This is a genomic window from Stenotrophomonas sp. K-6, from assembly GCF_056861555.1.
Genome location: NZ_JBSPUC010000001.1, coordinates 27,707 through 52,303 on the forward strand (window position 1 = coordinate 27,707; position 24,597 = coordinate 52,303).

Below are 24,597 nucleotides of genomic sequence, written 5' to 3' on the forward strand. Positions count from 1 at the left end.
GACCAACGGTCGTGGCCTACACTGCGGGCTGCTCTCGCGGAAACAACCCTGTGGTTTCTAGCTGGATCCTGCTGCTGGTCTCGGTGGCCTACGCCGCGCTGCTGTTCGGCGTGGCGTGGTGGGGCGACCGTCGCCCGATGTACCCCGACCGCCCGTGGCTGCGCCCGGTGGTCTACAGCCTGGCGCTGGCGGTGTACTGCTCGTCCTGGACTTTCTACGGCGCGGTCGGCACGGCGGTGCGCAATGGCGTGGGCTACCTGCCGATCTACCTGGGCCCGCTGCTGCTGTGGGTGTTCGGCTGGCGCATCATCGAGCGGCTGGCGCTGATCGCACGCAGCCAGAACGTGGTGTCCATCGCCGATTTCATCTCCTCGCGCTTCGGCCGCTCGCGGCGGCTGGCCGCGCTGGTGGCGGTGATCGCGCTGATCGGCATCGTGCCGTACCTGGCCCTGCAGTACAAAGCCGTGGCGATGAGCCTGCAGGTGCTGACCGGCAACGTCGGGCCCACCGGCTTCTTCACCGATCCGGCGCTGTATGTGGCGCTGTTGATGGCCTTGTTCGCCACCCTGTTCGGTACCCGCCAGGTGGATGCCACCGAGCACCACCACGGCATGATGCTGGCGATCGCGCTGGAATCGATGATCAAGCTGATCGCGATGGTCGCGCTGGGGCTGTTCGCCTACCTTTGGCTCAATGACCGCACCGATGCGGTGATCGAATCGGCGCACACGCTGTTCACTGGCCTGCCGCCGGTCGGTTTCATTTCGCAGACCCTGCTGAGCTTCCTGGCCATCATCTGCCTGCCGCGCCAGTTCCATGTGGCCGTGGTCGAGTGCGGCGACGTGCGTGACATCCGCCGTGCGCGCTGGATGTTCGGGGCCTACCTGGTGATCATTTCGGCGATGGTGATTCCCATCGCCACGGCGGGCGTGACCCTGTTCGGCACCGGTGGCAGCGTGGCCGACGACAGCATGGTGCTGGCCCTGCCGCTGGCCGAGGGCCGCAAATTCCTGGCACTGGTCGCCTACGTCGGCGGCTTCTCGGCGGCAACGGGCATGGTCATCGTGGCGTCGATCGCGCTGGCCACCATGGTCAGCAACGACCTGGTGATGCCGGTGCTGCTGCGCCGCAACGACCACCACGAGGACGCGGCGAACGTCGCCTCACGCGTGCTGTGGATCCGGCGCACGGCGATCCTGCTGCTCGCCCTGGTGGCGTACAGCTACTACCGCGGCAGCAGCAATGACAGCACGCTGGCCTCGTACGGATTGATGGCGTTCGCGGCGGTGGCCCAGTTCGCGCCCGGGTTGATCGGCGGACTTTACTGGCGCGGTGCCAGCCGCCGAGGCGTCGAGGCCGGCATGCTGCTGGGCTTCGGCACCTGGGTCTATACCCTGCTGCTGCCTGCGCTGACCCATGCCGGCTGGATGGATGCGAGCTGGCTGGTGCAGGGCCCGTTCGGTATCGACTGGCTGCAGCCGCAGCACCTGTTCGGAATGAGTGGCTGGGACCCGCTGACCCACGGCACGTTCTGGTCGCTGCTGGTCAACGTGGCCGCGATGGTGCTGGTCTCGGTGCGCTGGCGTCCCGGCGTGGACGAGCGGCTGGGTGCGGCACCCTTCCTGGATCCGTATGCACAGCGGCCGTCGGTCGCCGGTGCGTGGCCGGGCCACGTGCATGTGGGCGACCTGCTGGCGCTGGCCGCGCGCGTGGTGGGTGACCGCCATGCACGGCGCTCGTTCTTTGAGCAGGCGCAATCGCTGGGGCGCGAGCTGCAGGCGTCGGCCCCGGCCGACCGTGCCTGGGTGCAGTTCACCGAACGCCTGCTGGCCGCCTCGATCGGTGCGGCGTCCGCACGTCTGCTGCTGACCAGCCTGCTGCGCGGCTCGGGCATGGATCTGGGCGAAGTGGTGGCGGTGCTCGATGAAGCCGGCCAGGAACTGCGCTTCAACCGCGAGATCCTGTCGACCACGCTGGAGAACATCAGCGCGGGCGTCAGCGTGGTCGATCCTGACATGCGGCTGACCGCCTGGAACCGCCGCTACCAGCAGATGTTCGGCTATCCCGATGGCATGCTGTACGTGGGTCGCCCGGTCGCCGATCTGATCCGCTACAACGCCGAGCGCGGCGAGCTGGGCGAGGGCGAGATCGAGGTGCAGATCAACCGCCGCATCGGCTACATGCGCGCCGGTTCGCCGCACATCTTCGAGCGCACCCGCAGCGACGGCAAGGTGATCGAGATGCGCGGGCAGGCGTTGCCCGGCGGAGGCTATGTCACCAGTTACAACGACATCACCGACTACAAGCACGCCGAGCGCGCGCTGCTGGAAGCCAACGAAACGCTGGAGCAGCGCGTGGCCGAGCGCTCGCACGAGGCGGAAATGGCGCAGCAGTCCAAGACGCGTTTCCTGGCGGCGATCAGCCATGACGTGCTGCAGCCGCTCAACGCTGCGCGCCTGTTCGCTTCTGCGCTGCGTGAGAGCCACCACAACAACGAGGAGCAGCGGCACCTGGCCGAGCGCGTGGATGCGTCACTGCGCGCCGCTGAAGAGCTGCTGGATGGCCTGCTGGACGTCTCCCGGCTGGATGCCGGCGGGCTGCACCCGGTGATCGGCGATTTCGACGTCAGCCTGTTGATGCGCGAACTGGCGGCGCAGTACTCCCCCGTCGCCGCCGGACGTGGCCTGCGCCTGGACCTGTTCGCGCGGCCGGCGTGGGTGCGCAGCGATCGCCGCCTGTTGCGCCGCGTGCTGCAGAACTTCCTGGCCAATGCGCTGCGCTATACGCGCCAAGGCCGCATCGTGCTGGCGGTGCGGCATCGTGGGTCGGAGGTGGAACTGCAGGTATGGGATACCGGCCCGGGCATTCCCGAACACCACATGCAGCAGATCTTCGATGAGTTCCATCGCTACCAGCAGCCCTTCGACTGGGGCGAGCAGGGGCTGGGGCTGGGGCTGTCGATCTGCCAGCGCATCTCGCGTCTGCTCGATCACCGCCTCAACGCGCGCAGCCGGGTCGGCAGCGGCAGCATGTTCTCGATCCTGCTGCCGCTGGTGGCCGCACCTGCGCTGCCCAGCGTGACAGCGCTGCCGGCACCGAGCCCGGTCACCCGCACCGATTCGCTGGCGGGCATGCGCGTGCTGTGCGTGGACAATGACCAGGAAATCCTGGATGGCATGCGCGCGCTGCTGGGCCGTTGGCAGGTGCAGGTGATCACCGCCAGCACGGTCGACCAGGCACTGGAGAAAGTGGTGGAGCGGCCGGATGTCATGCTGGTGGACTACCACCTCCACGACCGCCTGGATGGACTGGATACGCTGGTGGCCCTGGGCCAGAAGGCCGGGCGCGCGATCCCCGGCGCGCTGCTCACCGCCGATGGGCGCGATGAGCTGAAGCGGATGGCGCGCGACCGCGGCTACCGGTTGCTGACCAAGCCGATCAAGCCGGCCTCGCTACGCGCCTTCCTGGCCGCCTTCCACGACACCCGCGGCGATCTCTAGCCGCGGGCTGGCGGCGGTCGCAGTGCCCGATCAGGCCACGGCGCCGCTGAGGTGTTCGTACAGGATGGTCGAGCCGATGATGATCAGGATCACGCCACCGATGATCTCGGCGCGCTTGCCGACCATGCCGCCCAGCACGCGGCCGAGCATGATCCCGCAGGTGACCATGGTCAGCGTGCACAGGCCGATGACCAGCGCCATGACGCCGATGTGCACGTCGAGGAAGGCCAGGCCGATACCGACCGCCATCGCGTCGATGCTGGTGGCGAAACCGGTCATCGCCAGCCGCCAGAAACCGTGGTGCTTGCTGGTGTCGTCTTCCTCTGCATCCTCATCGGGGCGCAGGCCGTTGATGATCATGTGCACGCCCAGTGCGCCGAGCAGGCCGAACGCGATCCAGTGATCGAAGGCCTCCACATACTCCAGCGCAGCGCGACCGAGCAGCCAGCCGATCACCGGGGTGATGCCTTCGATGACACCGAAAATCAGGCCGGCGCGCAGCGCGTCGGAGAAACGTGGCTTGCGCATGGCCGCGCCTTTGCCGATCGCCGCAGCGAAGGCATCGGTGGACATGGCAAAGCCGATCAGCAGGATCGAAACAGGAGACATTGGGGTACGCGGCAGGTCGGGCGATAGCGAACAACGGGCCGCGGACGCGCCCAACCTGTCGTTGCGCACGCGGACCGCTGGTCTCGCCAACCAAGATGGTTGCCCGCACCACGGCGCACTGGCCGAGTATGTTGACGCGGGCGATTCCTTCAGCAGGAATCCGGCTACTCCCCAAGGGGACGCGAAGCTTAGCACCGGGCCTGCAGCGTAGAGCGTTTGCGGCGAATTGCGCAGGTAACGCTGGAATTCATAGCTCCGGCTATAACGGACTACTCTTCTTCGGGCGGCAACACGATCTGTTCGTCATCGATGGCCAGCTTGCCGGCCATCAGCACTGCCTGGGTGCGGTTGGTGACGCCCAGCTTGCGCAGGATCGCGGTGACGTGGGCTTTGATCGTCGCTTCGGAGACGTTGAGGTCGTAGGCGATCTGCTTGTTGAGGCGGCCGGCACCCAGCATCTGCAGCACCCGGAACTGCTGCGGCGTCAGCTCGCGCAGGCGCTGGCCGATCTCGCGTTCCTCGCGCCCGGTCTGGGGCACGTTGTGCGCTTCCGCTGGGGCCCAGGTCTCGCCATCCAGAATGGTGCCCAGTGCATGACCGATGGTGTCCGAATCGGCGGATTTGGGGATGAAGCCAAAGGCGCCGTGGTCGAGCGCGCGGCGCATCACGGTGGGTTCCTCACGTGCGGACACGACCACCACCGGCAGCTGCGGGTGCAGGGCGCGCATATGCACGAGCGCGTTGAAGCCCTGCGCGCCGGGCATGTTGAGGTCCATCAGGACCAGGTCGGCGTCGGTGTGCTGGTCGGCCAGCTGGTACAGCGCTTCCACGCTGTCCGCTTCGTACAGTTGTACGCCGGGGATGACGCGCTGTACGGCCCCGCGAAGGGCTTCACGGAACAGCGGGTGGTCATCGGCAATCAGGAGGGTCGTCATGGTGGGGGCCATGTTGCGGAGGCGTGCAGCGACGCAACGAAAAATTCTATCGGGATGACAGCCCCCTGAGTCAGGGGGCGGCCGCGAAGCGGCGGGGTGTGGGTGCTGGTGAGGCGGGGCCCACGATCCGCGTGCGGATCGTGGGAGCGACAGCGCGAACGCGATGACGCGGCCCCATCCTGCGCCATTACGGCGAAGGGTTACTTCACTTTGCGTTCTTCCACCAGCGAGGCCACCACCGACGGATCGGCCAGGGTCGAGGTGTCGCCGAGCTGGTCCGGGGCGTTCTCGGCGATCTTGCGCAGGATGCGGCGCATGATCTTGCCCGAGCGCGTTTTCGGCAGGCCCGGAGCCCATTGCAGATGATCGGGCGCGGCGATCGGACCGATCTCCTTGCGCACCCAGGCCACCAGCTCCTTGTGCAGTTCATCGCTCGGCGTCTCGTCGGCGATCAGGGTCACGTAGGCATAGATGCCCTGGCCCTTGATGTCGTGCGGGAAGCCAACCACAGCCGCTTCGGCCACCTTCGGGTGCGAGACCAGCGCGCTTTCCACTTCGGCGGTGCCGATGCGGTGGCCGGAAACGTTGATCACATCGTCGACGCGGCCGGTGATCCAGTAGTAGCCATCCTCGTCACGACGGCAGCCGTCGCCGGTGAAGTAGCTGCCCGGGTAAGTGCGGAAGTAGGTGTCGATGAAGCGCTGATGGTCGCCGTAGACGGTGCGCATCTGGCCCGGCCACGAATCGCGGATGATCAGGTTGCCTTCGGTCGCCCCTTCCTGGATCTCGCCATCGGCGTTGACCAGGGCCGGCTGCACGCCGAAGAAGGGCAGGGTGGCCGAGCCCGGCTTGAGATCGACCGCGCCGGCCAGTGGCGAGATCAGGATGCCGCCGGTTTCGGTCTGCCACCAGGTATCCACGATCGGGCAGCGGCTGTCGCCGACCACCTCGTAGTACCAGCGCCACGCTTCCGGATTGATCGGCTCGCCGACGCTGCCGAGCAGGCGCAGCGAACTGCGCGAGGTGCGCTTGACCGGTGCATCGCCTTCGCGCATCAACGCGCGGATCGCGGTGGGGGCGGTGTAGAAGATCGTGACCTGGTGCTTGTCGATCACGTCCCAGAACCGCGAGGTGTTCGGGAAGTTCGGCACGCCTTCGAACATCACCGAGGTGGCGCCATTGGCCAGCGGGCCGTACACGATGTAGCTGTGGCCGGTGACCCAGCCGACGTCGGCGGTGCACCAGTAGACGTCGTCCTCGCGCAGGTCGAACACCGCTTCATGGGTGTAGGCCGCGTAGAGCAGGTAGCCGCCGGTGGTGTGCAGCACGCCCTTGGGCTTGCCGGTGGAACCGGAGGTGTAGAGGATGAACAGCGGATCCTCGGCGTTCATCCGCTCGGGTTCGCACTGCGCCGGCTGCGGGTCCACCACATCGTGGAACCAGCGGTCGCGCGGGGCCTGCATGTCCACCGCACCGCCGGTATGGCGGACCACCAGCACCGTTTCCACGGTGGTGGTACCAGGCAGCTTCAGCGCGGCATCCACGTTGGCCTTGAGCGGAATTTTCTTGCCACCGCGCAGACCTTCGTCGGCAGTGATGATCAGCTTGCTGCCGCAGTCGATGACGCGGTCGGCGATCGAGTTCGGGGCGAAACCGCCGAACACCACCGAGTGGATCGCACCGATACGCGCGCAGGCCAGCATGGCCACGGCGGCATCGACGATCATCGGCAGGTAGATGGTGACCCGGTCGCCCTTCTTGACGCCGAGGTTGCGCAGCGCATTGCCGAGGCGGCAGGTGCGCTCATACAGTTCGCGATAGGTGACGCCCTGGGCCGGTGCATCCGGGCTGTCGGGCTCGAACAGCAGGGCGATCTTGTCGCCGCGTTTGTCGAGCTGCCGATCCAGGCAGTTGACGCTGGCGTTGAGCTCGCCATCTTCGAACCACTTGATGCGGAAATCGTCGATCTGATAACTGACGTTCTTGATACGGGTCGGTTTCTTGAACCAGTCCAGGCGCTCGGCGGCCTTGCCCCAGAAGGCATCCGGATGCTCCACCGATTCACGGTAGAGCTGCTGGTACGTGTTCTTGTCGATCCGCGATGCCGCGGCGAACGCGGCGTCGACGGGGTAAAGATCAGCCATGGCACCCTCACTTGCACGTTGACTTGGGTTGTGCGGTCGCAACATAAGTGACGACCTCTCCCCCTCAGTTTGCCGCATCCACCCGCCTGCGCGGTGTGGAGGTGGTTAGACCTTGGTCGAACGCCGACTATCCGGATATGACATGGCAGCAACGTCGGTAGCTCACGACCGTTGGTCGTGAGGCAAGGCGTACCGACCAACGGTCGGTACCTGCGCGGTGCCTGCGGCACCTGCCGGTCGCCGTGGGCGCCCGGGTCGTACTCGCCCCTGGCGGGCGAGTACGACTAATGGCCAATAGCTTCGGTGCGTCAACGCGCCGCACCCTCGGGTCGACCGTGCCCCATGCGCGGCATCACCTTGCCACCCGGGAGAGAGGGCAACATGAGCCACCGTTTGCTGAGGACGACACGCCGGCCGTTGGCCGCCGCCATGTTCGTCGCACTGATCGCGCCAGGCATGGCGTTCGCCGAAACCGCAAAAGAAAAGGCCCTGGAAGCACGCGTCGTCGAGCTGGAGCGCCAGGTCCAGCTGCTGCTGAACAACCAGCAGCAACAGCAGGTCCAGATCAGCCAGGCCCAGACCGATGTCACCGCCGTGCGCACGGTCCAGGCGCAGCAACCGGTGGCCGCCACGGTGCCGGCAGGCAAGCAGCCGATCCAGGTCACCACCATCACCCCGGGCGCCGCGCCGGGTACCACGGTCAAGATCGGCGGCTTCATCAAGGCCGATTTCCTGGCTACCCAGACCGGTGATGGCCAGCTTGCCGACGATGCCACGGGCCGCGCGCTGTATCTGCCGGGCCAGACCCCGGTGGCCGGTGCTGGCGGCAGCGGCAAGCGTTCGGACGTGGACTACAACGCCCATGCCAAGTTCTCGCGCTTCAACCTCGGCATCGACAACGTCAGCGAAGGCGGCAACAAGGCCGGCGCGTTCTTCGAAATGGACTTCTTCGGCAACTCGCTGGGCAACCAGACCGCGACCAATACCTACGGTGTGACGCTGCGTCATGCCTACATGTACTGGAACAACTGGATGGCCGGCCAGACCTGGTCGAACTTCATGGATGCCGCCTCGATCCCGGAAGCGGCCGACTTCGTCGGCCCGACCGACGGTGTGGTCTTCGTGCGCCAGGCACAGATCCGTTACACCCAGGGCGGCTTCAGCGTCGCGCTGGAAAACCCGGAGACCACGCTGCTCACCGGCACCCGCAACCCGGTCACCGGTGCGTGGACCAACGCGGCCAGCAATTCCGACCGCGGCGCGCTACCCGATCTGACCCTGCGCTATGGCTGGAAGGGTGACTGGGGCACCTTCGGCGTGGGCGGCGTGGTCCGTCAGCTGAAGGTCGACAACCAGACCACCGGCGCCGATGCGGACAAGATCGCCGGCGGCCTGACCTTGGGCGGCAAGTGGGTGATGGGCCCGACCGATACGTTGCACTACCAGGTCACCGGCGGTGAAGGCATCGCACGCTACATCGGCCTGGGCGTCACCGCCGATACCGCGTATGACATCGCCCGCGACGAACTCAACCCGACCGGCGTGCTGGCCGGCTACGTCGGCTGGCGCCACGCCTTCACTCCGAAGCTGCGCACCAACCTGATCTATGCGCGCAGCGATTACGACAACGACGGCAGCCTCGGCCCGCTGGTCACCAAGAGCGTGCAGAGCATCCGCGGCAACGTGTTCTATACGCCGATGCCCAAGGTCGATGTCGGCGCCGAGCTGATGTACGGCGTGCGCGAGATCGAAGATGGCCGCAAGGGCGATATCAGCCGCCTGCAGTTCACCACGAAGTACAGCTTCTAAAAGAAAAAACGATTGCCGGTGAACAGCCGGCACAACACCACGATTGCTTCGGAGGGGAAGCGTCCCATGTCAACAACACCTGCACCGGCGAAAGCCCAACTTACCCAGGGACACAAGAAGGTCATCTTCGCGTCCAGCCTGGGTACCGTCTTCGAGTGGTACGACTTCTTCCTGTACGGCTCGCTCGCCGCGATCATCGCCAAGCAGTTCTTCAGCGGTGTCAATGAAACCACCGGCATGATCTTCGCGCTGCTGGCGTTCGCGGCCGGCTTCTTCGTGCGCCCGTTCGGCGCGGCCTTCTTCGGCAGCCTCGGCGACCGTATCGGCCGCAAGTACACCTTCCTGGTCACGATCCTGATCATGGGCATCTCGACCTTCCTGGTCGGCGTGCTGCCCAACTACGCCTCGATCGGCTTCGCCGCCCCGGTGATCCTGATCATCCTGCGTCTGGCCCAGGGCCTGGCGATGGGTGGCGAATACGGTGGCGCGGCAACCTACGTCGCCGAGCATGCACCGGCCGACAAGCGTGGCCTGTACACCAGCTTCATCCAGTGCACCGCGACGCTCGGCCTGTTCATGTCGCTGCTGATCATCCTGGCCTGCCGCTACTTCCTGGGCAATGAAGCGTTCGAAGCCTGGGGCTGGCGTATTCCGTTCCTGGTCTCGATCGTGCTGCTGGGCATTTCGGTGTGGATCCGCCTGCAGCTGAGCGAATCCCCGCTGTTCCAGCAGATGAAGGCCGAAGGCAAGGGCTCCAAGACCCCGTTCCGTGACAGCCTCAAGGACGGCAACCTCAAGCTGATGCTGCTGGTCCTGCTCGGCGCCGCAGCCGGCCAGGCCGTGGTGTGGTACGGCGGCCAGTTCTACGCGCTGTTCTTCCTGAGCAGCATGCTCAAGGTCGACGCCACCACCTCCTACCTGCTGATCGCCGCAGCGCTGGCGCTGGGCGTGCCGTTCTTCATCTTCTTCGGCTGGCTGTCGGACCGTATCGGCCGCAAGAAGATCATCCTGGCCGGCTGTCTGCTGGCCGCGATCACCTACATCCCGATCTTCAAGGGTCTGACCCACTTCGCCAACCCGGCCATCGAAGAAGCGCGCACCAACTCGCCGGCGCTGGTCAATGCCGATCCGAACACCTGCTCGTTCCAGTTCGATCCGGTCGGCCTGCGCAAGTTCACCAGCTCCTGTGACGTGGCCACCGCGGCCCTGACCAAGGCCGGTGTGCCCTATGAAGTGAAGCCGGCACCGGCCGGTACGCTGGCCACGGTCAACGTCGGGACCACCGCCGTGACCTCCTACGAGGCGGCGGGCCTGACCAAGGACGAGCTCAAGGCCAAGGGTGATGCCTTCGGCGGGGAGCTCAAGGGTGCATTGAGTGCCGCGGGTTATCCGGCCAAGGCCGACAATGCGCGCATCAACATCCCGGGCACGATCTTCATGCTGTGGCTGCTGGTGCTGTACGTGACCATGGTCTACGGCCCGATCGCCGCTTACCTGGTCGAGCTGTTCCCGACGCGTATCCGCTACACCTCGATGTCGCTGCCATACCACATTGGCAACGGCTGGTTCGGTGGCTTCCTGCCGGCGATTTCCTTCGCGCTGGTGGCCGGTACCGGCAACCTCTACTACGGCCTGTGGTACCCGATCATCATCGCGTTGATGACGGTCGTGGTCGGTGGCCTGTTCCTGCATGAAACCAAGGATGTGGACATCACCAAGTAACGGTGATTCACACGGCAGGACGAAGGGGCCGCGATGCAGATCGCGGCCCTTTCTCTTTGCGGGGTAGTGCCGGCCGCTGGCCAGCTCCCGAAACCTGCGGAGAAGCGTGTGAGGCTGCCGGCCAGCGGCCGACACTACCGATCCCGCCATCACGCAGCCTGCCGCTATAGTCGGCCCATGAGCGATGCCCACACCGATCCCGCCGCACTGCCCGCGATCCTGCAGACCCTTCGCACTGCCTGGCAGGCTAACCGCCCGACGCTGGAACAGCGCCGCGATGACCTGCAGCGCCTGCGCGCTGCCCTCAAGGCGCGCCTGCCGGACATGGCCGCGGCGATCTCGGCCGATTTCGGCCACCGCTCCACCCACGAATCATTGATCGCCGACGGCATGACCGTGCTCGGCGACATCGATCATCTGTGCGGCCATCTGCGCGGCTGGATGCGGCCGCGCCGGGTCGGTGTCGGCTGGCGGTTCTGGCCGGCGCGTGCACAGACCCGCCCGGTGCCGCTGGGCGTGGTCGGGGTGATCTCCCCCTGGAACTACCCGGTCAACCTGGCGCTGATTCCGCTGGCCACCGCGATCGCCGCCGGCAACCACGTGATCCTCAAGCCGTCCGAGCACACGCCCCGCACCAGCGCATTCCTGCACTCGCTGTTGGCTGACGTGTTCCCTTCCGATCGCGTGGCGGTCGTGCAGGGCGATGGAAACCTCGCCAGCGCCCTGGCCGGCTCGACGCTGGACCACCTGGTGTTCACCGGCTCCACCACCATCGGCCGCAAGGTCATGGCGGCCGCCGCCGAGCACCTGACCCCGCTCACGCTGGAGCTGGGCGGCAAATCCCCGGCCATTGTCTGCAGCGACTACCCGCTGGAGAAGGCCGCCGCGCGCCTGGCCACCGGCAAGTTCTTCAATGCCGGCCAGACCTGCATCGCGCCGGACTACGTGCTGATCGACGGCCATCGCCAGCGCGAGCTGGTGCAGCAGCTGCAGACCCAGGTGCAGGCGCGCTATGGCGATTTCAGCGACGCCAACGATTACACCCGGATCATCCACGACGGCCAGTACCAGCGCCTGCGCGGCTATCTCGATGAAGCCCGCGCGCGGGGCGTGCCGGTGATCGAACTGGCCACGGTCGATCCCGAGCGTGCGCGGCGCGAGCGGCTGATCGTGCCGACCATCGTGCTCGATCCGCCGGCCGATCTGGCGCTGATGCGCGAGGAGATTTTCGGCCCGATCCTGCCGGTCTGCGCGTATCCGGATCTGGACGCCGCCATCGCGGCCGTGCAGTCGCGTGATCGCCCGTTGGCGCTGTACGTCTTCAGTCATGAACGTACGCAGGTGGAACGGGTGCTGGCGCAGGTCGTGGCCGGCGGCGTCACCGTCAACGACACCCTGCTGCATTTTGCGGTCAATGGGCTGCCGTTCGGCGGCGTTGGCCCGAGTGGCATGGGCGCCTATCACGCGCGCGCCGGTTTCGATGCGATGAGCAAGCAGCTGCCCATCCTGTGGCAGTCGCGTTGGGCCGCCAGCGATCTGCTCAAGCCGCCGTATTCGAAGATCGCCGGGATGTTGAAGGCGATGGTGCGGTGAACCTTGCTGTGTTGCACGGTAACGTCGAGCCTTGCTCGGCTGCCCGGGTCCCGCGCAAGAAATCGAACCGATGCGCTGGTGAGCCGATTACCACGGCTATTCGGCTCACGCGGCCGTGCCTAAGCATCGGGCCTGATCGAGCTTGGCGTTGAGAAAAGAACGATCAACGCCCCGGCTGCGACGATCGGCCTTCGTGGAACCACGCATAAGCCGCAGCTTCAAGATCGCCTTCCTCGGCGATCACCGAACCGTCCTCGTCCAGCAGGGTGTAGTGGCGCTGGTCACCCCCCAGCGCGGCGCTTCCATCCAGGCCGAGCAGCAGGGTGTACAGGGCGTCGGTGGTGAAGACATCGAGCATCTCCCGCAACTGCTGGGTCTGCTCGGGCGACAGATTCATCGCGGCGATCCTTGCTGCGCACGCCGTGCCTGGGGTCCATGCCATGGCGAGCAGGTTCGCTTTCTCCGCGTACCACCTTGCTACGAAGGCATCTGCGTTCATTGAATATCTGCGCTACCAAGGGTGGGCCACAGCCTAGCGGGGGACGCAGGCGTGTGGCAAAAATCTGTGTGCCCGGACGCGAGAGGCTGCCGGCCAGCGGCCGGCACTACCTGCGCCACCGACCAACGTCCGGTGGCTACCGGTAGAATGGCGCACATGAAAATCGCCTCATGGAACGTCAACTCGCTCAACGTGCGCCTGCCGCACCTGGAACAATGGCTCACGGCGTTCGCGCCGGACGTGGTCGGCATCCAGGAAACCAAGATGGAGGACCACAAGTTCCCCGACGCGGTGCTGGCCGGGCTGGGCTATCGCAGCGTGTTTGCCGGGCAGAAGACCTACAACGGCGTCGCGCTGCTCTCGCGCGAACCGGCGCAGGACGTGCAGATCGGCATCCCCGGCTTCGAGGATGAGCAGAAGCGTGCCATCGCCGGTACCGTCAACGGCGTGCGCATCATCAACCTGTACGTAGTCAACGGCCAGGACGTGGGCACCGACAAGTACGCCTACAAGCTGCGCTGGCTGGAGGCCGTGCATGCCTGGGTCGAGGCCGAGCTGGCGAAGTACCCGGAGCTGGTGGTGATGGGTGACTTCAACATCGCGCCCGATGCCCGCGACGTGCACGACCCGCTGGTCTGGAACGAGAACCACATCCTGACCTCCACCGCCGAGCGCGGCGCCCTGAACAAGCTGCTGCAGCTGGGCCTGCACGATGCCTTCCGTCTGCACAGCGAGGAAGAGGGCGTGTTCAGCTGGTGGGACTACCGGGCGGCCGGCTTCCGTCGCAACCTCGGCCTTCGCATCGACCTGACCCTGGTCTCCGACGCGCTCAAGGCGCGCGCGCTGGCCTCGGGCATCGACCGTGAGCCGCGCACCTGGGAGCGGCCCAGCGACCATGCACCGGCGTGGGTAGAGCTGGCGCCATAAATGACAAGGCCCGGCAGTGCCGGGCCTTGTCGATCAAACGAGGTACGTGAGTTCGTTACCGGACGCTTCGACGCGTAAACAGATTCACGATCGCGAGCAGGATCACTGCGCCGATCAACGAGAACAGGAACGTGCGGATGGTGATCGCTTCATTGATGCCGCCGCCGAACAGGAAGCCGGCAATCAGCGCGCCGACGATGCCGACCACAATGTTCAGGATGATGCCCTGCTGTGCATCGCGCCGCATGATGATGCTCGCAAGCCAGCCCACGATACCGCCGACGATCAACCAGATGATGATGCCCATGACGTTGACTCCCAATAAGTGGATGGCACCGGGCCAGTTGACGGTACGTGCCGTGAAGTCACCGTGCAGTGCTCTTTTCGGGGCGTTCGCATGACCCTGCCGGCGACGCTGGAGGGCCCGTGGCGCTTCGGTCCGGTCACGGTCTGGCGCCTGCCGCATGTGCCGGGCACCCGGGGCGAGCCGCAGGCCCGGGTCCTGCTGGCCGAGCAGCTGGGTGGGGCGCCGGAGGACCTGCCGCTGCAGCGCGACCCGCGCGGCCGGCCAGCGCTGCACGGCCCGTTGGCGCATGTGGGGACCGGCTGGAGCCACAGCCATGGGCAGCTGCTGGTCGCCCTCGGGGAAGGCGTCCGCCTCGGCGTGGACCTGGAGCCGCTGCGCCCACGCCCGCGGATGCTGGAGATCGTGCAGCGCTTCTTCCACCCGGCCGAGATCGCCTGGCTGGAATCGCTGGAGGAGAACGCCCGCCACCATTGGTTCTTCCGCGTCTGGTGCGCCAAGGAGGCGCTGTTGAAGGCGCAGGGGCAGGGCATCTCCTTCGGTCTGCACCGGCTGCAGCTCGCGCCCGGCATCGACGATGGGCTGCACCTGGCCTGGTGCGACCCGGAACTGGGGCCGGCCGAGCGCTGGCACCTGCATGAGTGGCAGGCCGCCGATGATTTCCGGGCGGCGCTGGCCTGGCATGCCCTGTGAGATGGCTAGCCGACCCACGGTCGGCGCTACCGACCTGCGATAATGGCACCATGACAGAACACACCCTCCCCGCTGGCGTCGCCGACGCGCTTGAGCGCGGCCTGGCCGCCATGCAGCTGGACGCCGCGCTGGCACCGCCACTGCTGACCTACCTGACCCTGCTCGACCGCTGGAACCGGACGTACAACCTGACGGCCATCCGCGATCCGCTGGAGATGGTGACCCGCCATCTGCTCGATTCGCTGGCGATGCAGCCGTTCCTGGAGACCGGCACCCTGGCCGATCTGGGCACCGGCCCCGGGCTGCCGGGCATCCCGCTGGCCATCGCACGCCCGCAGCTGCAGGTGACCCTGGTCGAAAGCAATGGCAAGAAAGCGCGCTTCATGCGTGAGGCCGTGCGCCAGCTGGGCCTGGGCAACGCCCGCGTAGCCGAGTCGCGTGCCGAGGCACTGGCCGAACCGGCCGCCTATGACCACCTGACCGCCCGCGCGATGGATACCCTGGCCGGGATCATCCGGGTCGGTGGGCATCTGCTGCGCCCGGGGGGCCGCCTGCTGGCGATGAAAGGCGTGTACCCGCACGACGAGATCGCGCAGCTGCCGGCCGGCTGGGCGGTGGAGAAAGTGGTGCCGCTGAGCGTTCCCGGGTTGACCGGCGAGCGCCATCTGGTGGTGGTCACCGGCCCGTGAGCCGGTGACCTCACCGCCTGCATCGCCCGCCCTACGGTCGTCCCGCCCCCCTCCCGCGGTGGCCCCACGCGGCGCCATCGGCGTGCCCGTGGGCGTCGCTGCGGTATTGCGGCGCGTGCCTTCCGCGCATCTCACAGTGCATGACACGCCCCATATACGCATAATGACCAGTCCCACTCCCTGCCGATGAGGCTCACCCGCATGGCCCGCATCATCGCCATCGCCAACCAGAAAGGTGGCGTCGGCAAGACCACGACCGCTGTCAATCTGGCCGCCTCCCTGGCTGCTGCACCCAAGCGCGTGCTTCTTGTCGACCTCGATTCCCAAGGCAATGCGACCATGGGCAGCGGCGTGGACAAGCGCGAAGTCGCCGCCTCCACCTGTGATCTGCTGCTGGGCGAAAGCACCGCGGCCGAGGTCCGGGTGAAGACCCCGGAAGGCTTCGACCTGCTCCCGGGCAACATCGACCTGACCGCCGCCGAGATCCAGCTGATGGACCAGAGCGAGCGCGAGCAGCGCCTCAAGCGCGCGCTGGCCCCGATCCGCGACGAATACGACTACATCCTGATCGACTGCCCGCCGGCGCTGTCGCTGCTGACGCTCAACGCGCTGGCCGCCGCCGATTCGGTGATCGTGCCGATGCAGTGCGAGTACTACGCGCTGGAAGGCCTGAGCGCGCTGGTGGAAACCATCGAAGCGCTGCGTGCCAACCTCAATCCCGCCCTGGAGATCGAGGGTGTGCTGCGGACCATGTTCGATGTGCGCAACAACCTGGCCAATGCCGTGTCGGCCGAGCTGACCGAGCACTTCGGCGAGCAGGTGTTCCGCACCATCGTGCCGCGTAATGTGCGCCTGGCCGAGGCGCCCAGCCATGGCCAGAGCATCGTCGGTTACGACCGTGCCTCGCGCGGTGGCGTTGCCTATCTCGGCCTGGCTGGCGAGATCATCCGTCGCAACAACCAACGCAAGAAGGCCGACAAGGCCATGGAGACCGCCTGATGAGCACCAAGCCTGCCCTCGGCAAGAAACGCGGCCTCGGCCGTGGCCTCGACGCGCTGTTGGGGCCCAAGGGGGCAGTGACACAGGTGCAGGCAGCCGCCGTGGTCGAACCGCAGCCGGGCGAACGCCTGCGCAAGCTGCCGGTCGGTCACCTGCAGCCGGGCAAGTACCAGCCGCGCCGCGACATGGACGAGACCAAGCTCGCCGAGCTGGCCGAGTCGATCAAGTCGCAGGGCGTGATCCAGCCGATCCTGGTGCGTCAGCTGGGCCCGGACAGCTTTGAGATCGTGGCCGGCGAACGCCGCTGGCGCGCGTCGCAGCTGGCCGGCCTGGATGAAGTGCCGGTGGTGGTGCGTGAGCTGGAAGACCGCACCGTCATCGCGATGGCGCTGATCGAGAACATCCAGCGCGAAGACCTCAACCCGCTTGAAGAAGCCGAAGCGCTGCAGCGGCTGATCTCCGAATTCGCCCTGACCCACGCCGAGGCCGCACAGGCCGTCGGTCGCTCGCGTGCGGCGGTGTCCAACCTGCTGCGCCTGCTCGAGCTGCCGATCGCCATCCGCCTGCTGCTGGAAACCCGGCGGCTGGAAATGGGCCACGCCCGTGCGTTGCTGACACTGGCGCCGGAACTGGCCAGCAAGCTGGCCCAGGAAGCGGCCGACCAGGGCTGGTCGGTACGCGAAGTGGAACACCGCGCCCAGCAGTTCGCGGCCGGCAAAGTGCCCGGCGCGCTGCGCAAGAAGCCCGCCGCCGCCGCGCCGCAGGCCGATATCGCCTCGCTGGAAACCGAACTGTCCGAGTCGCTGGGTGCCCGCGTGGCGATCGCCCACGGCCGTGGCGGCAAGGGCAAGCTGATCATCCATTACACCGACCTGGACACGCTGGATGGCGTGCTCGACCGACTTCGCGCACAGAAGGGCTGAGTCCCCCGCAGGCGTCAGAGGATCTTCCCCAACCAATGAACCCCACCAAGGTCGACCGCAACCATCTGTTGCGTCTGACCGACCTGCCGAATGTCGGGCCGGCCTGTGAGAAAGATCTCCGTCTGATCGGCATCCGCGTGCCAGCGCATCTGCGCGGTCGTGATGCCTATGACATGTATGCGCAGCTGTGTCTGCGCACCGGGGTGATGCACGACCCCTGCGTGATCGATGTATTTCTGTCGGTGCTGCGTTTCATGCAGGGCGAGGCGCCGCGGCCGTGGTGGGATTTCAGCAAGGAACGCAAGGCCACCCTGGCCAAGGAAGCGCCGCTCAGCCTCTGGTGAGGCGGGCCACCGGGACGCGCGGATCGCCACGCGGGCGTCCCGGGCACGCTGTATTGATACGTGGCTGCATGACGGACAGACCCCATGACGATTCTCGTGACCGGCGCGGCCGGTTTCATCGGCGCCAACACCTGCAAGGCCCTGCTTGAGCGCGGTGAGCGCGTCGTCGGCCTGGACAACTACAACGACTACTACGATCCGCAGATCAAGCGCGATCGCGTGGCCGCGCTGTGCCCGGACGCCGACATCCGCGTGCTCGACCTGACCGATCGCGAGGGCCTGGCCGCGCTGTTCGATGAGGTCCAGCCGACCCGGGTCATCCACCTGGCCGCACAGGCCGGCGTGCGCTACTCGCTGGAAAACCCGCATGCCTACGTCGACAGCAACCTGACCGGCTTCGTCAACATGCTGGAGCTGTGCCGCCATCGTGGCGTGGCCCATCTGGTGTATGCCTCCAGCAGCTCGGTGTACGGCGATTCGGCGACCCCGCCGTTCTCCGAAGACCAGCGCATCGACAAGCCACGCTCGCTGTATGCCGCGACCAAGGCCGCCAACGAGCTGATGGCCTACACCTACGCCCAGCTGTTCGGGCTGCATGCCACCGGTCTGCGCTTCTTCACCGTGTATGGCCCGTGGGGCCGCCCGGACATGGCACCGCTGCTGTTCTCGCGCGCGGTGTTGGCCGGCCGCCCGATCGACGTGTTCAACGACGGCAAGATGCAGCGCGACTTCACACATGTCTCCGACATCGTGGATGGCATCCTCGGCGCGCTGGCGCATCCGTCCAGCGAGGTCGTTCCGCATCGAGTCTTCAACCTCGGCAACCACACGCCGATCGAACTGGAGCATTTCATCGGCGTCATCGAGGCCGCGGCCGGACGCCCGGCGCAGAAGGTCTACAAGCCGATGCAGCCCGGCGACATGATCCGCACCATGGCCGACACCACGCGCGCGTATGACGCATTCGGCTATGCGCCGGCCATGCCGATCGAGCGCGGTCTGCCGCCGGTGGTGGCCTGGTGCCGCGATTACTTCGGGGCTCACGCCTGACACACACACGCCGATTCATCTTCGGATAACCTCGGGCGCGGAGAATGCGCGCTCTTTTTCGATCCTGGCCATACGCAGAGCCCGACCATGAGCCAACCCCAGTTGTCGGTCGTCGTCCCGGTCTTCAATGAACGCGACAACGTCACGCCCCTGATCAACGAGATCACCACCGCACTGCGTGGGCAGATCGATTTCGAAATCGTCTACATCGACGACCACTCGCGCGACGACACCCTGGCGGTGCTGCAGGCCCTGAAGGCCGTCACGCCCGAGCTGCGGGTGCTGCACCACGTGACCCAGAGCGGGCAGAGCACCGCGGTGCGCAACGGCGTCAAGCACGCGCGTGCGCCGTGGATCGCCACCCTGGACGGTGACGGCCAGAACGATCCGGCCGACATCCCCAAGCTGCTCGCTGCACGGGCCGCAGCCGCCACCGAGGTCAAGCTGTTCGCCGGGTGGCGCGTCAATCGCCAGGATTCGGGCAGCAAGCGCTGGGCCAGCAAGTGGGCCAATGCGATCCGCGCCCGCATGCTGCGCGATGACACGCCCGATACCGGTTGCGGCATCAAGCTGTTCGAGCGCGCCGCGTTTTTGGACCTGCCGTACTTCGACCACATGCACCGCTACCTGCCGGCGCTGATGCAACGGGCCGGCTGGCAGACGACCAGCGTGCCGGTCAATCACCGCCACCGCACGGCCGGGGTCTCCAAGTACAACAATCTCGGCCGCGCCCTGGTCGGCATCCGTGACCTGCGCGGGGTGGCCTGGCTGATCACGCGCAGCAAGCGCACCGCCGTGGAAGAACGCTGATGGAACTGCATTGGCTCGACCAGCCGCTCACCTGGCTGTACTGGACCGGCCTGCACGTCACCGGCTGGAAGCTGATCGGCTACACCGGCGCGCTGATGTTCGGCGGCCGCTGGCTGGTCCAGTTCATCGCCTCGCGCCGCGCTGGCAAGCCGGTGATCCCACGCCTGTTCTGGTACATGAGCGTGGTCGGCAGCCTGATGACGCTGAGCTATTTCCTGTTCTCGGCCAAGCAGGACTCGGTGGGCGTGCTGCAGAACCTGTTCCCGGCCTTCACCGCGTTGTACAGCCTGAAGCTGGATATCGCGCACCGTGGGTGGAAGCGGGACAAGGCGACGCACTAGGGTCGCGCAGGACTTTTGATCCATGCACCGCCCGCCAGCTTGGTGCCATGATCGGGGTTTGCCGTCCCTCGGGAACCCCTGACCGTGAAATCACCGCTCGTTGCTGCGCTGCTGCTCGCCCTGGCTCTTCCCGCCGGCGCTGCCCTGGCCGCGCCCCCGGCTGCCCCGGCCGCCGCCCCGGCCAGCCTGGCCGCCGAAAGCCCCGCCGATGCGCAGTTCCGCGCGATCTACGAGAAGGAATGGGCCTGGCGCGAAGCCGGTGGCGGTGAAGCCAGCGAAGACGGCGACGGCCCGGCCAACGCCACCCGCATGCCCGATGTCGGCGCGGCCGCGCAGCAGGGCCGGTTGAAGGTCTGGGATGACGTCCTGGCCCAGCTGGGCAAGATCGACACCAAGGCACTCTCGGCCGAGAACCGCATCAACTACGCGATCTACCGCGACCAGGTGTTCAACCTGGCCGCCGAGGTACGCCTGCGCGCCTACGAAATGCCGTTCAACGCGGACTCCTCGTTCTGGTCGAACCTGTCCTTCATGGCCCGGCGCGAGATGAAGACCGCGCAGGACTACCGCAACTACATCGCGCGCCTGAACGATGTGCCGCGCTACTTCGACCAGCAGACCGAGAACATGCGCGCCGGCCTCAAGCGCGGTTTCAGCGTGCCGCGTGCGGTGCTTGATGGCCGCGAGGTCTCGATTGCCACCGTGTCCGAACTGAAGGACCCGACCCAATCGCCGCTGTACGCCCCGTTCAAGAAGCTGCCGGCCAGCATCCCGGCCGCCGAGCAGGCGCAGTTGCAGGAGCAGGCCCGCCAGGCGATCGGCGGCAGCGTGGTGCCGGCGTTCGCCAAGCTGCGCACGTTCTTCGCCAGCGAGTACGTCCCGCAGGCGCGCACCACCCTGGCCGCCGAGGCGATGCCGGGTGGCAAGGCGTATTACAAGCAGCAGATCCACGAATACACCACGCTGGACCTGACCCCGCAGCAGATCCACGAGATCGGCCTGAAGGAAGTCGCGCGCATCCAGGCCGAGATGAACGGCATCATCAAGCAGGTCGAGTTCAAGGGCAGCTTCGCCGAGTTCCTGACCTTCCTGCGTACCGATCCGCAGTTCTACGCCAAGACCCCGGACGAGCTGTTGCACCGTGCGGCGTGGATCTCCAAGCGCGTGGACGGCGTGATCGGCAAGTACATGACGCTGCCGCGCGCGCGCTTCACCATCGTGCCGGTGCCGCCGGACATCGCCCCGTTCTGGACCGCCGGCCGCGGTGGCATGGGCACCTACTGGCTCAACACCTACAACCTGCCGGCGCGGCCGCTGTACAACCTGCCGGCACTGACCCTGCATGAGTCCGATCCGGGCCATGCCCTGCAGGGCGCGCTGGCGGCAGAGCAGGGCGAGCAGCCCGCGTTCCGCCGCAACAACTACATTTCCGCCTATGGCGAAGGGTGGGGCCTGTACTGCGAGAAGCTCGGCGTGGAGATGGGCATCTACGAAACCCCGTACGAGGATTTCGGCCGCCTGACCTACGAAATGTGGCGGGCCGCGCGCCTGGTGATCGATACCGGCGTGCACCACAAGGGCTGGACCCGCGAGCAGGCGCTGTCCTACCTGCGCGACCACACCGCGCTGAGCGAGCATGAAGTGACCACCGAAGTGGACCGCTACATCTCCTGGCCGGGCCAGGCGCTGAGCTACAAGCTCGGCGAGATCGCGATCGTGCGCCTGCGTGCGCAGGCCGAGCAGGAACTGGGCGACCGTTTCGACGTCAAGGCCTTCCACGACGCCGTGCTCAGCCAGGGCTCGGTGCCCCTGCCGGTGCTGGAGGAACAGATCCAGGCCTTCATCGCCCAGCGCAAGGCCGCGGCCAGCTGAGATGCGCGGGGGCCGGCCATCGCGCCGGCCCCTGCCAACGTGAACCGACCTGCCGGGCTGCGATTGTGTAACGGCTTCACGCCCGGCTACCCTGCAGGCCATGTTCCGTCGTACCCGCCCGCGTCCGTCCCTGTTGCTCCGCCTGCTGATGCTGGTGGTGGTCGGTGTGGGCGTGTTCGGCAGTTCGCTGGCCTCGGCCCTGGCCGACATCCACCTGAGCGTGCACGCGGACAGCAGCGACGTGCATGGCAGCCTGGATGACGCCGCCGATGTGCCGGGCGACGACGACGGCAAGGAAGACTGGCTGCATGCCCTGGTGCATTGCGGCCACTGCCATGGCCACGGCGGCGTGCTGCCGATGGCTGCGATGGCCTGGAGCCTGCCGGCGGCCCCCAGCCACGGCGTGCCTGCCGGGTTGATCGCGCAGCTGTGCACGCAGCCGCCCGAAAACCTGCTGCGTCCTCCGATAGCGATCTGATGCCCTGCGGCCGCGTGCCGCCGTTTGCCATCTGATCGCTTTCTGGAGACTCCCATGTGGATGCGTCTGGCAGCCTTGGCTGCCATTGCGTTCGTGCCGTGCGTGTACGCACAGGGCACGACGCCTGCTGCACCGTTGACCCTCGACGACGCCATCGCGCGCGTCGCCCAGTACCACCCCGATCTGCGCCTGGCGCAGGCCCAGCGCCCGGTGTGGGAAGCCCGCCGTGACGCGGCCGGCCTGTCGCCCCCGTTGACCGTGGGCGTGGAGCTGGAGAACGCACTCGGCAGCGGGGACGCTCGTGGCTTTGATGCCGCCGAAGTCACCGTCACCCTGGCCGGCGTGCTGGAACGTGGTGGCAAACTGGATGCCCGCCGCGCCGTGGCCCAGGCCAACCTGGACAGCCTGGCCCCGCAGCGCGAAACCGCGCGGCTGGATCTGATGGCCGAAGTTGCCCGCCGCTATCTGGCGGTGACCGATGCGCGTCAGCAGCTGCGCATCGCCGAGACCGATATCGAGCAGCGAAGACGCGCCGTCGCCGCCGCGCGGCTGCGCCTGCAGGCCGGTGCCTCGCCCGAGTCGGTGCTGCTGACCGCGCAGGCGATGCAGGTCCAGGCCGAGCTGGACCGCGATCGCGCCCGGCAGATGGATCAGTCCGCGCGTGCGGCGCTGTCAGCACTGTGGCGCCAGCGCGAGCCCGGTTTCGACGTGGTCACCGGCGACCCGATGCAGCTGCCCGCGCTGCAGGACTTCGCCGTGCTCGCCGAGGAACTGCAGCGCACCCCGGAACTGGCGGTGCTGGCCGGCGAGCGCCGCATCCGCGAAGCGCAGGTGCAGCTGGCCCGCACCCAGGCACGGCCCGATGTCAGCTGGCAGGTGGGCGTGCGCAACAGCCGCGATACCCGCGACACCTCCCTGGTCGCCGGTTTCAGCGTGCCGTTGGGCAGCGTGCGCCGTGCCGACCCGGAGATCCGCGCCGCCGAGGCCGAACTGGCGCTCAACAGTGTGGAACGCGAGGCGCGCGCGCTGCAGCTGTACGCCACATTGGCCGAAGCACATGGCCGCTACTTGACCTCGCGGCTGGAAGTCACCCGCATGGAACGCGACGTACTGCCCCAGCTCAAGCGCGCCGAGAATGCCGCCGAGAAGGCATGGCGCGCCGGCGCGATCAGCTACATGGAATGGGCACAGCTGCAGGCAATGCGCATCGAAGCACGCCAGCGCCAGCTGGAAGCGGCCATCGCCGCACAGACCGCCCTGATCGAACTCCAGCGTCTGACCGGCCAGAGCATGGTCGCCGCGACCGACACCGTGTCCACGGAGGACCGCCGATGACCACTACCCTGATCCGTACCGCGCTGGCCGGCAGCCTGTTGATCGCGCTGATGGCGCTCACCGGCTGCGGCGGCAGCGAACCCGCCACGGTGCCGGCCAAGGCGGCCGAGACGGACGCCGGCCATGGTGAAGCCGGGCACGACGATGACCACGACGACCACGACGCACCGGAAAACACCACCATCGTCGCGGCCATGGCCCGACAGGCCGGCATCCGCGTGGCACCTGTCGCCGCCGGCACCATCGCTGACGAACACGACGTGCAGGGTCTGTTGACCCCGGTCGACGGCCGCGTTGCCCAGGTGATGGCGCGCTTCCCCGGTCCGATCCGCTCGCTGCGCGCCAATGTGGGCGACCGCGTGCGTGCCGGTCAGGTGCTGGCCAGCATCGAGAGCAACCTCAGTCTCACCACGTACACCGTCACCGCACCGATCAGCGGCGTGGTGCTGGCGCGCCAGGCGCAGGTGGGTGGCGTGGCCGGCGAGGGCACGCCGTTGTTCGAGATCGGTGATCTGTCCACGCTGTGGGTGGATCTGCATATCTTCGGCAACGATACCCAGCACATCACCGCCGGCGTGCCGGTCACCGTGTCGCGCATGACCGACGGCGTCAGCCAGAGCACCACGCTGGAGCGCGTGCTGCCCGGCACCGCCACCGCCAGCCAGAGCACGGTCGCCCGCGCCACGCTGCGCAACGACGACGGCCAATGGCGGCCCGGTGCCGCGGTCAAGGCGCGCATCGTGGTGGCCACCACGCCGGCCGCACAGGTGGTGCCACTGAGCGCGTTGCAGACGATGGATGGCAAGGACGTGGTGTTCGTGCGCGAAGGCGACACCTACACCGCGCGTGCGGTGACCCTGGGTGCGCGCGATGCGGGCAAGGTGGAAGTACTCAGCGGCCTGACCATCGGCGAAGACGTCGTGGTCGAGCAGAGCTACGTGGTCAAGGCCGACATCGGCAAGGCAGGGGCATCGCATGAACATTGATGCGTTGCCGCGCCCCGCACACGGAGGGCGCCACC

At 67.1% G+C, this 24,597-nt stretch carries 22 protein-coding genes and 1 riboswitch; of the genes, 17 read left to right on the forward strand and 5 right to left on the reverse strand.

What is annotated here, in order from left to right; genetic code table 11:
- Positions 1-50: 50 nt before the first annotated feature.
- Complete coding sequence (locus tag AC13F7_RS00110; RefSeq protein WP_482998869.1) at positions 51-3,500, forward strand: hybrid sensor histidine kinase/response regulator; 3,450 nt, start codon at positions 51-53, stop codon at positions 3,498-3,500.
- 30 nt (positions 3,501-3,530) lie between these two features.
- Here the strand turns inward: AC13F7_RS00110 and AC13F7_RS00115 are convergent, their stop codons facing one another.
- From AC13F7_RS00115 to acs, 3 genes are all read right to left on the reverse strand, one after another.
- Positions 3,531-4,109: a manganese efflux pump MntP gene (locus AC13F7_RS00115; RefSeq protein WP_481470470.1), complete on the reverse strand. Its 579-nt coding sequence runs from the start codon at positions 4,107-4,109 to the stop codon at positions 3,531-3,533.
- 15 nt (positions 4,110-4,124) lie between these two features.
- Positions 4,125-4,288: riboswitch (yybP-ykoY riboswitch) on the reverse strand.
- A gap of 90 nt (positions 4,289-4,378) precedes the next feature.
- Complete coding sequence (locus AC13F7_RS00120; protein WP_481470469.1) at positions 4,379-5,044, reverse strand: response regulator transcription factor; 666 nt, start codon at positions 5,042-5,044, stop codon at positions 4,379-4,381.
- A gap of 200 nt (positions 5,045-5,244) precedes the next feature.
- Positions 5,245-7,188 carry an acetate--CoA ligase gene (acs, locus tag AC13F7_RS00125; protein WP_482998870.1) on the reverse strand — a complete coding sequence of 648 codons (1,944 nt, stop codon included), beginning with the start codon at positions 7,186-7,188 and terminating at the stop codon, positions 5,245-5,247.
- A 381-nt stretch (positions 7,189-7,569) separates the two neighbouring features.
- Here acs and AC13F7_RS00130 point away from each other — a divergent pair, with 381 nt between their 5' ends.
- From AC13F7_RS00130 to AC13F7_RS00140, 3 genes are all read left to right on the forward strand, one after another.
- Positions 7,570-8,997, forward strand: a complete 1,428-nt coding sequence (locus tag AC13F7_RS00130; RefSeq protein ID WP_481504471.1) for a DcaP family trimeric outer membrane transporter — start codon at positions 7,570-7,572, stop codon at positions 8,995-8,997.
- A 66-nt stretch (positions 8,998-9,063) separates the two neighbouring features.
- Entirely contained in the window at positions 9,064-10,719 is a 1,656-nt protein-coding gene (locus AC13F7_RS00135; protein WP_481470467.1) for an MFS transporter, read from the forward strand.
- A gap of 177 nt (positions 10,720-10,896) precedes the next feature.
- Positions 10,897-12,312 (forward strand): coniferyl aldehyde dehydrogenase, encoded by a 1,416-nt coding sequence (locus tag AC13F7_RS00140; protein ID WP_482998871.1) that lies wholly within the window; start codon positions 10,897-10,899, stop codon positions 12,310-12,312.
- Between the two features lie 163 nt (positions 12,313-12,475).
- Here the strand turns inward: AC13F7_RS00140 and AC13F7_RS00145 are convergent, their stop codons facing one another.
- Positions 12,476-12,709, reverse strand: a complete 234-nt coding sequence (locus tag AC13F7_RS00145; protein ID WP_482998872.1) for a hypothetical protein — start codon at positions 12,707-12,709, stop codon at positions 12,476-12,478.
- A gap of 258 nt (positions 12,710-12,967) precedes the next feature.
- Between AC13F7_RS00145 and xth the strand changes: the two genes are divergently transcribed.
- Positions 12,968-13,738, forward strand: a complete 771-nt coding sequence (gene xth, locus AC13F7_RS00150) for an exodeoxyribonuclease III (RefSeq protein ID WP_482998873.1) — start codon at positions 12,968-12,970, stop codon at positions 13,736-13,738.
- A gap of 55 nt (positions 13,739-13,793) precedes the next feature.
- On the opposite strand, the gene AC13F7_RS00155 is transcribed toward xth, so the two are convergent.
- Positions 13,794-14,045, reverse strand: a complete 252-nt coding sequence (locus AC13F7_RS00155; RefSeq protein WP_068854466.1) for a GlsB/YeaQ/YmgE family stress response membrane protein — start codon at positions 14,043-14,045, stop codon at positions 13,794-13,796.
- A 90-nt stretch (positions 14,046-14,135) separates the two neighbouring features.
- On the opposite strand from AC13F7_RS00155, the gene AC13F7_RS00160 reads away from it, so the two are divergent.
- The 12 genes from AC13F7_RS00160 (at position 14,136) to AC13F7_RS00215 (ending at position 24,562) form a co-directional block, all read left to right on the forward strand.
- Complete coding sequence (locus tag AC13F7_RS00160) at positions 14,136-14,735, forward strand: 4'-phosphopantetheinyl transferase family protein (protein ID WP_482998874.1); 600 nt, start codon at positions 14,136-14,138, stop codon at positions 14,733-14,735.
- Between the two features lie 50 nt (positions 14,736-14,785).
- On the forward strand, positions 14,786-15,424 hold the full coding sequence (rsmG, locus tag AC13F7_RS00165) for a 16S rRNA (guanine(527)-N(7))-methyltransferase RsmG (RefSeq protein ID WP_482998875.1): 639 nt from the start codon (positions 14,786-14,788) through the stop codon (positions 15,422-15,424).
- A 201-nt stretch (positions 15,425-15,625) separates the two neighbouring features.
- A complete protein-coding gene (locus AC13F7_RS00170) occupies positions 15,626-16,423 on the forward strand; it encodes a ParA family protein (RefSeq protein WP_019185613.1) in 798 nt (265 codons plus the stop codon).
- Complete coding sequence (locus AC13F7_RS00175) at positions 16,423-17,346, forward strand: ParB/RepB/Spo0J family partition protein (RefSeq protein ID WP_123729796.1); 924 nt, start codon at positions 16,423-16,425, stop codon at positions 17,344-17,346. The genes AC13F7_RS00170 and AC13F7_RS00175 overlap by 1 nt, the downstream gene beginning before the upstream one ends.
- Before the next feature lie 35 nt (positions 17,347-17,381).
- Complete coding sequence (locus AC13F7_RS00180; RefSeq protein WP_019185615.1) at positions 17,382-17,690, forward strand: helix-hairpin-helix domain-containing protein; 309 nt, start codon at positions 17,382-17,384, stop codon at positions 17,688-17,690.
- Positions 17,691-17,774: 84 nt separating this feature from the next.
- Entirely contained in the window at positions 17,775-18,740 is a 966-nt protein-coding gene (locus AC13F7_RS00185) for an SDR family NAD(P)-dependent oxidoreductase (protein ID WP_482998876.1), read from the forward strand.
- 87 nt (positions 18,741-18,827) lie between these two features.
- Positions 18,828-19,550 (forward strand): glycosyltransferase family 2 protein, encoded by a 723-nt coding sequence (locus AC13F7_RS00190; RefSeq protein WP_346468683.1) that lies wholly within the window; start codon positions 18,828-18,830, stop codon positions 19,548-19,550.
- Positions 19,550-19,891, forward strand: coding sequence for a lipid-A-disaccharide synthase N-terminal domain-containing protein (locus tag AC13F7_RS00195; RefSeq protein ID WP_346473034.1), 342 nt, complete (start codon positions 19,550-19,552; stop codon positions 19,889-19,891). Before AC13F7_RS00190 ends, AC13F7_RS00195 begins: the two co-directional genes overlap by 1 nt.
- An 84-nt stretch (positions 19,892-19,975) precedes the next feature.
- Positions 19,976-21,763 (forward strand): DUF885 domain-containing protein, encoded by a 1,788-nt coding sequence (locus AC13F7_RS00200; RefSeq protein WP_482998877.1) that lies wholly within the window; start codon positions 19,976-19,978, stop codon positions 21,761-21,763.
- Positions 21,764-21,863: 100 nt separating this feature from the next.
- A complete protein-coding gene (locus AC13F7_RS00205) occupies positions 21,864-22,241 on the forward strand; it encodes a DUF2946 family protein (protein WP_482998878.1) in 378 nt (125 codons plus the stop codon).
- A 54-nt stretch (positions 22,242-22,295) separates the two neighbouring features.
- Positions 22,296-23,576: a TolC family protein gene (locus AC13F7_RS00210; RefSeq protein ID WP_482998879.1), complete on the forward strand. Its 1,281-nt coding sequence runs from the start codon at positions 22,296-22,298 to the stop codon at positions 23,574-23,576.
- Positions 23,573-24,562, forward strand: coding sequence for an efflux RND transporter periplasmic adaptor subunit (locus tag AC13F7_RS00215; RefSeq protein ID WP_482998880.1), 990 nt, complete (start codon positions 23,573-23,575; stop codon positions 24,560-24,562). The genes AC13F7_RS00210 and AC13F7_RS00215 overlap by 4 nt, the downstream gene beginning before the upstream one ends.
- The last annotated feature ends 35 nt before the right edge of the window (positions 24,563-24,597 follow it).

Coding starts and splice junctions, on each gene's coding strand:
- AC13F7_RS00115 (WP_481470470.1), bottom strand. CDS start 4,109: ATGTCTCCTGTTTCGATCCTGCTGATCGGCTTTGCCATGTCCACCGAT.
- AC13F7_RS00120 (WP_481470469.1), bottom strand. CDS start 5,044: ATGACGACCCTCCTGATTGCCGATGACCACCCGCTGTTCCGTGAAGCC.
- acs (WP_482998870.1), bottom strand. CDS start 7,188: ATGGCTGATCTTTACCCCGTCGACGCCGCGTTCGCCGCGGCATCGCGG.
- AC13F7_RS00130 (WP_481504471.1), top strand. CDS start 7,570: ATGAGCCACCGTTTGCTGAGGACGACACGCCGGCCGTTGGCCGCCGCC.
- AC13F7_RS00135 (WP_481470467.1), top strand. CDS start 9,064: ATGTCAACAACACCTGCACCGGCGAAAGCCCAACTTACCCAGGGACAC.
- AC13F7_RS00140 (WP_482998871.1), top strand. CDS start 10,897: ATGAGCGATGCCCACACCGATCCCGCCGCACTGCCCGCGATCCTGCAG.
- AC13F7_RS00145 (WP_482998872.1), bottom strand. CDS start 12,709: ATGAATCTGTCGCCCGAGCAGACCCAGCAGTTGCGGGAGATGCTCGAT.
- xth (WP_482998873.1), top strand. CDS start 12,968: ATGAAAATCGCCTCATGGAACGTCAACTCGCTCAACGTGCGCCTGCCG.
- AC13F7_RS00155 (WP_068854466.1), bottom strand. CDS start 14,045: ATGGGCATCATCATCTGGTTGATCGTCGGCGGTATCGTGGGCTGGCTT.
- AC13F7_RS00160 (WP_482998874.1), top strand. CDS start 14,136: ATGACCCTGCCGGCGACGCTGGAGGGCCCGTGGCGCTTCGGTCCGGTC.
- rsmG (WP_482998875.1), top strand. CDS start 14,786: ATGACAGAACACACCCTCCCCGCTGGCGTCGCCGACGCGCTTGAGCGC.
- AC13F7_RS00170 (WP_019185613.1), top strand. CDS start 15,626: ATGGCCCGCATCATCGCCATCGCCAACCAGAAAGGTGGCGTCGGCAAG.
- AC13F7_RS00175 (WP_123729796.1), top strand. CDS start 16,423: ATGAGCACCAAGCCTGCCCTCGGCAAGAAACGCGGCCTCGGCCGTGGC.
- AC13F7_RS00180 (WP_019185615.1), top strand. CDS start 17,382: ATGAACCCCACCAAGGTCGACCGCAACCATCTGTTGCGTCTGACCGAC.
- AC13F7_RS00185 (WP_482998876.1), top strand. CDS start 17,775: ATGACGATTCTCGTGACCGGCGCGGCCGGTTTCATCGGCGCCAACACC.
- AC13F7_RS00190 (WP_346468683.1), top strand. CDS start 18,828: ATGAGCCAACCCCAGTTGTCGGTCGTCGTCCCGGTCTTCAATGAACGC.
- AC13F7_RS00195 (WP_346473034.1), top strand. CDS start 19,550: ATGGAACTGCATTGGCTCGACCAGCCGCTCACCTGGCTGTACTGGACC.
- AC13F7_RS00205 (WP_482998878.1), top strand. CDS start 21,864: ATGTTCCGTCGTACCCGCCCGCGTCCGTCCCTGTTGCTCCGCCTGCTG.
- AC13F7_RS00210 (WP_482998879.1), top strand. CDS start 22,296: ATGTGGATGCGTCTGGCAGCCTTGGCTGCCATTGCGTTCGTGCCGTGC.
- AC13F7_RS00215 (WP_482998880.1), top strand. CDS start 23,573: ATGACCACTACCCTGATCCGTACCGCGCTGGCCGGCAGCCTGTTGATC.